Source organism: uncultured Devosia sp., assembly GCF_964244875.1.
In the GTDB taxonomy this organism is placed as follows: domain Bacteria; phylum Pseudomonadota; class Alphaproteobacteria; order Rhizobiales; family Devosiaceae; genus Devosia.
Map to the genome: position 1 here is coordinate 198443 of NZ_CAXTKA010000007.1, position 10677 is coordinate 209119.

The following is a 10677-nucleotide window of genomic DNA, read 5'->3' on the forward strand; positions in this document are numbered from 1 at the left end:
GACGAAGGAACCAGGGTCATCATGTCACACCAAGACCATTCAGTCGGACACCACTACCCATGACCGACCTCGTCCCCTCCGGCAGAGCCCCCGCCTTCAAGCTCCCCAGCGCCGGCGCGGTCTTCAACGTCCTGCGCTCGGGCGACATCGCGCTCGCCACCTGCGTCATGGCGATCATCGTCATTCTCATCCTGCCGATGCCGCCGCTGCTGCTCGACGGACTGCTGGCCATTTCCATCGTCTTTTCCGTCATGATCCTGATGACGGCCCTGTTTATCCAGAAGCCGCTGGAATTCTCGTCTTTCCCCACGGTCCTGCTGATCGCCACCATGCTGCGGCTGGGCCTGAACCTGGCCACCACCCGCCTGATCCTGTCCGAAGGCCATACCGGCACCGGCGCCGCCGGCCACGTCATCGAGGCCTTCGGCAATTTCATCACTCGGGGCAATTTCGTCATCGGCGTCGTGGTCTTTGCCATCCTGGTGATCGTCAACTTCATCGTCATCACCAAGGGTTCGGGCCGCATCGCCGAAGTCGCCGCGCGCTTCAACCTCGACGCCATGCCCGGCAAGCAGATGGCCATCGACGCCGATCTCAGCGCCGGCCTGATCGACGAGGCCACCGCCAAGGTGCGCCGCGCTGAACTCGAAGGCGAAAGCGCCTTTTTCGGCAATATGGACGGCGCCAGCAAATTCGTGCGCGGCGACGCCATTGCCGGCCTCATCATCACCTTCATCAACGTCATCGCCGGCATGATCATCGGCGTCTTGCAGGAGGGGCTGAGCTTCCAGGAGGCCGGCAACGTCTATACCCTCTTGACCATCGGCGATGGCCTCGTCTCCCAGATACCGGCGCTGATCGTCTCCACCGCCGCCGGCATGCTGGTCTCCAAATCCGGCGTCACCGGCTCCGCCGACAAGGCGCTGACCGCCCAGTTCACCGGCTATCCCAAGGCGCTGGGCATGTCCTCGGCCGTCATGGTGCTGCTGGCCTTCCTGCCCGGCATGCCCTTTATTCCCTTCATCGCCATTGCCGGCGGCGTCGGCTATCTTGCCTGGCGCTCGATGATGGGCAAGAACCAGACCCGCGCCGCCATCGCCACCGCCGAACTGGTTGCCGCAGCGGGTGCGCCCGGCGCCGCCGCACCCAGCGAAGTGCCGATCGCCGACAGCCTCAAGATCGACGAGCTCAAGCTCGAACTCGGCTATGGCCTGCTGAGCCTGGTCAAGGAAGACGAGAACGGCTCCGACCGCCTGACCGAGCAGATCAAGGCCTTGCGCCGCCAATTGGCGGGCGAACTGGGCTTCGTCATGCCCCCCGTGCGCATCCTCGACAACATGCAGCTCGAGCCTAACGACTACAAGGTGCGAATCAAGGAGGTCGAGGCGGGCCACGGCCAGATCTGGGCCAACCAGCTCATGGTCATGGATCCCATGGGCGGCCAGATTACCCTGCCCGGCCACCATACCACCGAGCCCACCTTCGGCCTGCCCGCCACCTGGATCGAAACCGCTTTGCGCGACGAGGCCGAACTGCGCGGCCTCTCGATCATCGATCCATCCACGGTCATTTCCACCCATCTGACCGAGGTGCTCAAGGCCAATGTCGCCGACCTCTTGAGCTACGCCAATGTCCAGTCCCTGCTCACCGGCCTGCCCAAGGACCAGCAGAAACTGGTCGAGGACATCGTCCCTGGCCTGATCTCGGTTTCGGGCATCCAGCGCGTGCTGCAAGCCCTGCTGAACGAACGCATTTCCATCCGCGACCTGTCCACCATTCTCGAAGGCGTGGCTGAAGTCGCCGGCGCCGGCCGCTCCACCCAGATGATCGCCGAACACGTCCGCTCGCGCCTGTCGCGCCAGCTCTGCGCCGCCAATCTGGGCCCCGACGGCAATCTGCCGCTGCTGACCCTCTCCCCCACCTGGGAGCGCGATTTCGCCGAAGCCATGGTCGGCGATGGCGACAATCGCCACCTGGCCATGGCGCCCTCGCGCCTGCAGCAGTTCATCGTCGGCGTCCAGCAGGGCTTCGAGCGCGCCGCCCAGCTTGGCGAGCTGCCCGTGCTCATCACCTCCCCCTCCATCCGCCCCCATGTCCGCGCCATCATCGAGCGCTTCCGCCCCCAAACCGTGGTGATGAGCCAAAACGAAGTCCACCCCCGCATCCGGCTGAAAACCATCGGCAGCGTGTAGCACGACATTCTGCAGGCAAGCTTGGCGCTAGCGCTCCGTCATGGCCAGTCGGGCCCCGAGCAGCACGAAAGCACCGGCAAAGGTGCGGCGCATCCACACCATGATGGCCGGACGCGAAATTACATGCCCCCGGATCGCTGCCGCAAACAGGCCATAGAGGGCGAAGACGACAAATGTCAGCGCCATGAATACCCCGCTGAGCGCCAGCATGCGCGTCACTGCATCGGGCGCCGCCGCCGGCACGAATTGCGGCAGGAAGGCGAAAAAGAAGATCGACAGCTTGGGATTGAGGATATTGATCAATATGCTTTCCATGATCACCTTGCCCGCCGATTTCTCCACCCGATCCGCTTCGACGTTCAGGGTCCCGGTTTGCTTGATCGTCGACCAGGCCATGTAGAGAAGATAGGCGACACCGAGATACTTGATGATCTCGAACGCCAGCGCGCTGGTATGCAGGATTGCCGCCAAACCGGTGATCGCCGCCAGCATATGCGGCACGATCCCAAGCGTGCAGCCGAACGCTGCCCACAGGCTTGCCGTGCCGCCTCGGCTCAGCCCGGCCGCGATGGTATAAAGCGCGCCCGTGCCCGGGGACACCACCACGATCAGCGTCGTGATCAGGAATTCGATGCTCATGGTCCCGGTTCCTGTTCGCGGTTGAACGCCAGAAGCAATCATGCCCACACTTTGCCTTTGGGCTCCAGCGCGCCGTTGCGCACAACGTCTGCGGAACGCGCCGGCGGTTCGCGCATTTTGCCAACACTGATCCGGGGCCGTCCATGAAACTCTTCGCCTGCGACCATTGCGGCAATACCGTCTATTTCGAAAACGCCCATTGCGAGCGCTGCGGCCATCAGTTGGGCTATCTGCCCGGGCGCAATGCCCTGGTGTCGCTGGTGGAAAACGCCGGCCTCTGGTCGACGCCGGTCTTCCCCGCCGAGAGCTACGTCTTTTGCGCCAATGCCCGATTTGGCGCCTGCAACTGGCTGTTGCCGGCCGATCCCGGCGCCGATGTCTATTGCGCCGCCTGCTGCCACAATGAAACCATTCCCGCCTTCGACGCTCCGGCCAATCTGGGTCGCTGGCAGATTATCGAGCGCGCCAAGAAGCGCCTCTTCTATTCGCTGCTGCGCCTCGCGCTGCCGCTGCAAACCCGCAATGAGGATCCGGTGCACGGCCTCAGCTTCCGCTTTCTGGCCGATTTGCCCATCGAGACCCAGAAGGTGCTGACGGGCCACGAGGACGGTATCATCACCATTGCTTTGGCCGAAGCCGACGACGCCGAGCGCGAGGCCAGGCGCACTGCCATGGGCGAGCCCTACCGCACTCTGCTGGGCCATTTCCGCCACGAGATCGGCCACCATTATTGGGACCTGCTGGTCGCCAACGGACCGGCGCTTGAGCGTTTTCGCACCCTCTTTGGTGACGAAACCCGCGATTACGGCGCGGCCTTGCAAACCTACTACGCCAATGGCGCGCCGAACGACTGGCAGCAGAGCCATATCAGCGCCTATGCCACCGCTCATCCCTGGGAGGACTTTGCCGAAATCTGGGCGCATTACCTGCACATCACCGACACCGCCGAAATGGCAGCCGATTTTGGCCTGCGCGCCCGTCCGCGCGTCGATGACAATGGCAGCCATACCGTACGGCTCGATTTCGACCCCTATGGCCAGGGCACCATCGAGAACCTGGCCGACCATTGGGTGCCCCTGGCCTCCTTGCTCAACAATCTCAATCGCACCATGGGCCTGCCCGACGCCTATCCGTTCATCCTGAACCCGATGGTGATCGAAAAACTCGGCTTCGTGCACGATCTGGTGCATAGCAAGGCATAGCGACGGCTCTAGCCTAACTCAGGTTAAGTGCGCCGCGCGCCCGCAGATCCAAACCGAGTTACCTATGCCTTTCCCGATAATCGTCTTTCGCGTCCCGGTCCCCTCCAGCCTGTGCGAAATGGCCCTCACCCTGCGTCATACCGTCTTTGTCAACGAGCAGAACGTCCCGCCCGAATTGGAACGGGACGAGCATGACCTGACCGCCAGCCACTTCGTCGCCGTGTTGGACGGCGAGGTCGCCGGCACGCTGCGCGTGCTGGACTTTCCCGAGCATGCCAAGATCGGCCGCGTCGCCGTACTGCGGCACTATCGCGGTCGCGGCGTCGCCAGGGCCATGATGCTGGCGGCGATGGCCGCCGCCCGCGACGCCGGCCAGCCCCGGCTTTACCTGACGGCCCAGACCGACAAGCTGGGTCTTTACGAAAAGCTCGGGTTCACCGCATTCGGCCCCGTCTTTGACGATGCCGGCATGCCGCATCGCGCCATGCGCAATTACGAGCCCTGAGCCCTCGCGTTCACCAATGGGCCAACCCATAACCTGCCTGCCATTGCCGGCATGCGCCCCCATGATGGCGGCTATTGTCGGCAATGCCGCAAGCTTTGTGCGCGATGCCGCCGGATCGCCGAACCTGGCGCCATCCTGATCCGGCCTTTTTGCCCACGGCCCGGATAGCGCGGACGGGAAATATCCCTCACGCAGGCCGCACCCTGCGGCATGCCGGCCTTTTGCATTGAGGTGCTGCGGTTGGGCCCGATCGTCCGGAACGATGCCGGGCTTTTCACGTTGTCAAACCATAACGGGCCGCACAGCACGCCACCGGAAAGTTTTGTGCTGCACGGCCCTGTTCATGACAACAATGAACCCACGGAGCCTACAATGATCCGCACCCTTTTGACCACCACCGCGCTGTCGGTGCTGTTGACCGCCGGCGCCCTCGCCCAGGACGCTGCCCCGGCAGCGCCCCCGGCACCCCCGCCGGTAGAAGCCGCTCCCCCGCCGCCGCCCGCTCCCGATGCAGCCCCCATGGCGCCGGCCGATCCGGCGATGGATCCTGCAGCTCCTGCCCCGGCCCCCATGGCACCGGCCGATCCGGCGATGGATCCTGCAACGCCCGCTCCTTCGGAAACCGGCGCGATGGAAACCACCGACATGGACGAGCCATGGGACATGGCGACCGGCTACACCGCAGTCGACACCGACAATCTGGCTTCCGAACTGATCGACCAGCCGGTCTATTCCTCCACTGGTGACGACGCCGAAAATATCGGCAATGTCAGCGACCTGATCTTTTCCGAAGACGGCAGCATTTCCGCCGTGGTGATCGGCGTTGGCGGCTTCCTCGGGATTGGCGAAAAGTCAGTCGCCGTGGACTTCCAGATGCTGCAATTCACCACCGCGGCCGACAATACCGAACGTTGGGTGGTCGAAACCACAGCCGACGCGCTGAACGCCGCACCTGATTTCGTTTGGGCCAAGGACGAGCCCGCCGACGCCGGTGCCACCACCGGGACCGATGGCGGCGCCATGGCTCCCGCCGACGGTGGGGCTATGGCCCCGGCCGACACCACGACCACCGCGCCAGCAATGTAATCGGTCAACCTGCTCTATGAATGAGGCCGGCCCTTCGGGGTCGGCCTTTGCCCGCCAAGGATATTGAAATGCGTCACGCCCGCCTGCTTGTTTCCGCCTTTGCCCTGGTGCTGGCCGCACCGGCCTGGTCACAGGAAGCGCCCGCCGCGCCGGCCCAGCCGAGCGAACTTGAACAAAGCGGACTGACCCCGCCCACCGTCCTGTCCGAAGGCTATTCCACCAGCGGGCAGGATACCTTGGTCACGCGCCTCCTGGGCCAGAAGGTCTATGCCTCGGTTGCCGACGATGCCGAGGAAATCGGCACCATCAACGACATGGTCGTCACCTCCGGCCAGGGCATTACCGCCGTGGTCATCGGCGTGGGCGGTTTCCTCAATATCGGCACCAAGGATGTGGCAATCGATTTCGCCCAGCTCGAATGGGCCCAGCGTCCCGACGGCAGCCGCCGCTGGACGCTCGAAACTACCGCCGACGCCCTGACCGCTGCTCCAGCCTTCATCTGGACCGACAGCGAGGAGGCCAACGGCCCGGCCATGACCCCCGCCGAGGAACAGGAACAGATGTTGCCCGGCGATCCGAATGCCGCCCCGGCCGATCCCGACCTCACCACCGACCAGCCCGATCGTCCGGCGATCGCCACCCCCATGGACCGCACCGGCCTGACCGATCTGGACGGCACCAGCCTGACCGCCGACGAACTGCGCGGCACCGGCGTTTACGGCATCAATGACGAGCCGATCGGCACCATCAGCGACGTCGTGCTCAACCAGGACGGATCGCCCGACGCGCTGATCGTCGATGTCGGGGGTTTCCTGGGTCTCGGCGCCAAGCCGGTGGCCGTTGGGTTCGACAATCTGAGCTTTTCGTCCGATACCAGCGGCAGCCGTTATCTGTTCATCAATGCCAGCCGCGAACAACTCGAAACCCAGGCCGTCTACGACCCCGCCACCTATGCGCAGGACCGCACCACCCAGCGTATGATGATCGCGCCGCAATAAGGCGTGCCATCGCCTGCGAGCGTCAGTTCACCGTCCAGAGCCAGAGTTTGAGCAGGGCCGTCAGTGGCATCCAGACCAAATATGGCAGCATCCACGACACCGCGCGGCGATCGGCCAGCCCGAACAACCAGGCGATCGCATAGACCTGAACGACCCCGTTTGCGTCCATCAGGGTCAGCACTGCCGGCTCGGACCCGGCCAGCGATGCGATCGGCAGGAACAGCGCGCTGGCCACGTTCATCAGCGTGAAGGCCGTGAGCGCCCCGCGCACGTCCATGTGCGATCGCGCGCGCCACACCAGCCAGGCCGCCACCCCGGAGGCGGGATAGATGATGAGCCAGACCATCCAGAACACCCAGTCGGGCGGCCAGATCGCCGGATAGCGCAGGGCCGCATTGACCCGACGGATTGCCCCCGGCAACGGCAAAGCTGATCGCCGCGGCGAGCGAGCCGATCGCCGTGACGCCGACGACGATCAGGACCAGCGCCACCCGATCCCCGGCCCCTCGGTCGGCCCGGTGTTCGTCAGCAACGCTTGCCCCGTGAATATCATGCGCAGTCATGGTACCATCCTTTTGAACGATCGTTCAGACTCACTATCGAATCTTGAACGAGTGTTCAAGTCCAATCGTTCGAGGGAAGACCATGGGGATTGCGGACAAAGGCGGCAGTCGCTCCGCGCTGGTCACGGCGGCGGTGGCGACGATCGTGGCGGAGGGCTGGCAGGGCGCCGGCGTGCGCTCGATCACCGCTCGGGCCGGCGTGCCCCTGGGCGCGCTGAACTATCATTTTGGCAGCCGGGACGCCCTGCTGCGCCACGCCGCCATGGCCGAGATCGGCCGCATGTTCCAGACCCCGGCCGCTCTGATCGCCCATGCGCCGGTCCTGGTCGACCTGGTCGCCGGCATGCTCACCTGGGCCACCAGCCCGAGCACCTCGGCGACCCAGCAAATCCTGCTTCTGGAGGTCATGGCGCAGGCCCGGCGCGACCTAGCCCTGGCCGGCGATCTGCAGGCCGCGCTCGTGGCCTACCGGGATACCCTGGCGCACTCGCTGCTGCGTCTCGTCCCGCCCCGGCTCGATCAGGGCAGCATGGCGCATGAGGCCGACTGCTTTGCCGCGCACTGCAACGGCCTCTGGCTCCAGTCGGTCATCGAACCCGCATTTCCCGCCGACCAGGCCACGGAGGTCGCGGTGGATCTCTGGACGCGCCGATTCTCCGGCCGCTGATCGCTCGATGGATCAGGGCGCAATCCGGCATGCTGGTGGCTAATGTCGGCTATTGCCCGCGAAACCTTAGCCGGCCGATCTCGTCATATTCGGCCTGCTCGACCTTGAGCTGCTCGACCGCTTCGCGCTGATGCTCGCGCTGATCGAGCAATTCGACCTTTTTGAGATCTTCGATCGCTTCGGCCAGCGCATCCTGCGCGCTTTCCAGCTTTTCGCGCATGTCGTTGGCCGAGGCGATCAGATTGTCCCGCCGGGCCAGCGCCGCCTTGGCGAAGGTGGAATAGGCGAAATGGGCGACATCGGAAATACCGGTCTTGGTCTGCTCGATTTCGATCTGCTGGTCCAGCTCCCCCGCCATCCGGGTAAAGTCGTTGACCATCATCTCGATCTGCGCGACTTGGCGGCGCTTCTCGTCCACCTGGAACTTCTTGAGCCTGATAAGGCTCTCGCTGCGCGATTTCACGACCCGTACTCCTTACACACCAAGTCAGCTCCGGGCGCCAATACCACCCCTCAAACCGTCGCACCTGCCGCCTCCACGATCGCTTCGAGCTGTTTATAGCCCTCGGCGATCGTTGTGGTCTCTTCCCGCTGCTGGCTTAAAAACGCATCCAGCATCGGGTTGACGGCAATCGCGCGGTCCACTTTCGGATCTGACCCTTTCCGGTATGCCCCCAGCCGGATCAGCTCCTCCATGTCGGCATAAATCGACATGAGCTCGCGCGCCTTGGCCAGGACCGGTCGAAATGGTGCCGGCACACACCCTGGCATGGTGCGCGATATGGACCGGAGCACGTTGACCGCCGGGTAACGCCCCCGCTCGGCAATTCCGCGCTCCATCACGATGTGCCCATCAAGAATGCCGCGAACGGCATCGGCAATGGGCTCATTGTGATCGTCACCTTCAACCAAAACGGTAAATAGACCGGTAACGGAGCCCGAATTTACCGTTCCCGGCCCCGCGCGTTCCAATAATCGTGGCAATTCTGTGAACACGGTGGGCGGATAACCCTTGGCGGTGGGCGGCTCCCCGATCGCCAGGCCGATCTCGCGCTGCGCCATGGCGAACCGCGTCAGGCTGTCCATCATGCACAGCACCCGCTTGCCCTGGTCGCGGAAATACTCGCTCAGCGCCAGGCTCAGATACGCCGCCTGCCGCCGCATCAGCGCCGCTTCATCCGAGGTCGCGACCACCACCACGGCGTGCTTGAGCCCCTCCTCGCCCAGATATTCCTGGATGAACTCGTGCACCTCGCGCCCGCGCTCCCCGATCAGCCCGATCACCGCGACATCCACATTGGTATTGCGCGCCAGCATGCTCATCAGCACCGATTTGCCCACGCCCGAGCCGGCGAAAATACCCAGCCGCTGTCCCTCGCACACCGTTGTGAAGGTGTTGAGGCACCGCACCCCCAGCTCCAGCGGATCGCCCACCCGCACCCGGTCATGCGCCAGCAGCGGATTTTGCCGCAGTGGATACGGCACGGCGCCGCGCGGCAGCGGCCCCTTGCCGTCGATCGCCTCGCCATTGGCATTGACCACCCGGCCCAGCCAGCCTTCGGAGGGGAAGGCAGCCCCGTCATGGCGCTGGAACACCGCCTTGCAGCCTAGCCGCACGCCCGCCAATTGCCCGAACGGCAGGCACAGGGCGTGACCGTCCTTGAAGCCGATGATTTCGGCGCCCAACTCGCCCCCATTGGTGGTCTCGATGGCGACCCGCCCGCCGACGCGCAATTCGCGCACCGGCCCGACGATCTCGATCAGCAGCCCCTGGACCGATTTCACCCGGCCGAAAATTTCCACATCGTCGATGGCATCGATGGCAGCGCTCAGCGCCTTCATGGTGAACTCCCTGGCCTCGAATCGTCTCACGACGCGAATCGCAGGGTAACCGATTGTTAACGGCAAAGCGTTAGTGAGACGTTTGGAGCGGTGCGCGTCCACTGTGGCGCCGACACCCTCCCGACCCCTGCCAAACCCCCAATACCTTGAGTCCAAAGAGTCGCTTAAAGTGCCAACTTAAACCATTTTCTTAAGAAAAATGAAGAGAATTAACCGTTAATTTTCAACGAGTTAAACTTAATTCACCTTACTCGATATTGCGTATTGCTCAACCGAATTAAACTTTGTTAACTATTGAGGCTTAGAGTTCAGTCATATCCAGTAGGGTTGGAGTGAGGCAGCGCCCCGGCAGCGACGCCCCACGGTTCCAGCAGGAACGAATGGCAAGGGGAATATAATGCGGGTACTCCTTATTGAGGACGACAGCGCGACGGCGCAGAGCATCGAACTGATGCTCAAATCCGAGAGTTTCAACGTCTATACCACCGACCTCGGTGAAGAAGGCGTCGATCTCGGCAAGCTTTATGACTACGATATTATTCTGCTCGACCTGAACCTGCCCGATATGAGCGGCTATGAAGTGCTCCGCACTTTGCGCGTCGCCAAGGTGCAGACCCCCATCCTGATCCTGTCGGGCCTTGCGGGCATCGAGGACAAGGTTCGCGGCCTCGGCTTCGGCGCCGATGACTACATGACCAAGCCCTTCCACAAGGACGAGCTCGTGGCCCGCATCCACGCCATCGTCCGTCGCTCCAAGGGCCACGCCCAGTCGGTCATCTCGACCGGCGAGCTGACCGTCAACCTCGACACCAAGACCGTCGAAGTGCAGACCCAGCGCGTGCACCTGACCGGCAAGGAATACCAGATGCTCGAGTTGCTCTCGCTGCGCAAGGGCACGACGCTCACCAAGGAAATGTTCCTCAACCACCTCTATGGCGGCATGGACGAACCCGAACTCAAGATCATCGACGTCTTCATCTGCA

11 protein-coding genes are annotated in these 10677 nt (G+C 63.6%); 7 read left to right on the forward strand and 4 right to left on the reverse strand.

Going from position 1 to position 10677, the window contains the following annotated elements; translation table 11 throughout:
- Positions 1–59 precede the first annotated feature (59 nt).
- The gene (gene flhA / locus ACFE8X_RS10615) at positions 60–2192 is read left to right on the forward strand and encodes a flagellar biosynthesis protein FlhA (protein WP_375451431.1); all 2133 of its coding nucleotides are present in this window, start codon (positions 60–62) and stop codon (positions 2190–2192) included.
- 27 nt (positions 2193–2219) lie between these two features.
- Here flhA and ACFE8X_RS10620 read toward each other — a convergent pair whose 3' ends face one another.
- Complete coding sequence (locus tag ACFE8X_RS10620) at positions 2220–2831, reverse strand: LysE family translocator (RefSeq protein ID WP_375451432.1); 612 nt, start codon at positions 2829–2831, stop codon at positions 2220–2222.
- Positions 2832–2974: 143 nt separating this feature from the next.
- On the opposite strand from ACFE8X_RS10620, the gene ACFE8X_RS10625 reads away from it, so the two are divergent.
- From ACFE8X_RS10625 to ACFE8X_RS10640, 4 genes are all read left to right on the forward strand, one after another.
- Complete coding sequence (locus ACFE8X_RS10625; RefSeq protein ID WP_375451433.1) at positions 2975–4033, forward strand: putative zinc-binding metallopeptidase; 1059 nt, start codon at positions 2975–2977, stop codon at positions 4031–4033.
- A gap of 64 nt (positions 4034–4097) precedes the next feature.
- Complete coding sequence (locus ACFE8X_RS10630) at positions 4098–4538, forward strand: GNAT family N-acetyltransferase (protein ID WP_375451434.1); 441 nt, start codon at positions 4098–4100, stop codon at positions 4536–4538.
- Between the two features lie 372 nt (positions 4539–4910).
- The gene (locus ACFE8X_RS10635; RefSeq protein ID WP_375451435.1) at positions 4911–5624 is read left to right on the forward strand and encodes a PRC-barrel domain-containing protein; all 714 of its coding nucleotides are present in this window, start codon (positions 4911–4913) and stop codon (positions 5622–5624) included.
- 68 nt (positions 5625–5692) lie between these two features.
- Positions 5693–6622 carry a PRC-barrel domain-containing protein gene (locus tag ACFE8X_RS10640; RefSeq protein WP_375451436.1) on the forward strand — a complete coding sequence of 310 codons (930 nt, stop codon included), beginning with the start codon at positions 5693–5695 and terminating at the stop codon, positions 6620–6622.
- A 22-nt stretch (positions 6623–6644) separates the two neighbouring features.
- Here the strand turns inward: ACFE8X_RS10640 and ACFE8X_RS10645 are convergent, their stop codons facing one another.
- Positions 6645–7049: a TspO/MBR family protein gene (locus ACFE8X_RS10645; protein ID WP_375451437.1), complete on the reverse strand. Its 405-nt coding sequence runs from the start codon at positions 7047–7049 to the stop codon at positions 6645–6647.
- A gap of 218 nt (positions 7050–7267) precedes the next feature.
- Between ACFE8X_RS10645 and ACFE8X_RS10650 the strand changes: the two genes are divergently transcribed.
- Entirely contained in the window at positions 7268–7852 is a 585-nt protein-coding gene (locus ACFE8X_RS10650) for a TetR/AcrR family transcriptional regulator (RefSeq protein ID WP_375451438.1), read from the forward strand.
- A gap of 49 nt (positions 7853–7901) precedes the next feature.
- Here the strand turns inward: ACFE8X_RS10650 and fliJ are convergent, their stop codons facing one another.
- Together fliJ and fliI are read right to left on the reverse strand one after the other, a co-directional pair.
- Positions 7902–8315 (reverse strand): flagellar export protein FliJ, encoded by a 414-nt coding sequence (gene fliJ, locus ACFE8X_RS10655; protein ID WP_375451439.1) that lies wholly within the window; start codon positions 8313–8315, stop codon positions 7902–7904.
- 50 nt (positions 8316–8365) lie between these two features.
- The gene (fliI, locus tag ACFE8X_RS10660; RefSeq protein ID WP_375451440.1) at positions 8366–9694 is read right to left on the reverse strand and encodes a flagellar protein export ATPase FliI; all 1329 of its coding nucleotides are present in this window, start codon (positions 9692–9694) and stop codon (positions 8366–8368) included.
- 397 nt (positions 9695–10091) lie between these two features.
- Here fliI and ctrA point away from each other — a divergent pair.
- The coding region (ctrA, locus tag ACFE8X_RS10665) for a response regulator transcription factor CtrA (protein WP_375451441.1) at positions 10092–10677 on the forward strand (586 nt) is incomplete at its 3' end.

Coding starts and splice junctions, on each gene's coding strand:
- ACFE8X_RS10635 (WP_375451435.1), top strand. CDS start 4,911: ATGATCCGCACCCTTTTGACCACCACCGCGCTGTCGGTGCTGTTGACC.
- fliI (WP_375451440.1), bottom strand. CDS start 9,694: ATGAAGGCGCTGAGCGCTGCCATCGATGCCATCGACGATGTGGAAATT.
- flhA (WP_375451431.1), top strand. CDS start 60: ATGACCGACCTCGTCCCCTCCGGCAGAGCCCCCGCCTTCAAGCTCCCC.
- ACFE8X_RS10625 (WP_375451433.1), top strand. CDS start 2,975: ATGAAACTCTTCGCCTGCGACCATTGCGGCAATACCGTCTATTTCGAA.
- ACFE8X_RS10620 (WP_375451432.1), bottom strand. CDS start 2,831: ATGAGCATCGAATTCCTGATCACGACGCTGATCGTGGTGGTGTCCCCG.
- ACFE8X_RS10640 (WP_375451436.1), top strand. CDS start 5,693: ATGCGTCACGCCCGCCTGCTTGTTTCCGCCTTTGCCCTGGTGCTGGCC.
- ACFE8X_RS10650 (WP_375451438.1), top strand. CDS start 7,268: ATGGGGATTGCGGACAAAGGCGGCAGTCGCTCCGCGCTGGTCACGGCG.
- ACFE8X_RS10630 (WP_375451434.1), top strand. CDS start 4,098: ATGCCTTTCCCGATAATCGTCTTTCGCGTCCCGGTCCCCTCCAGCCTG.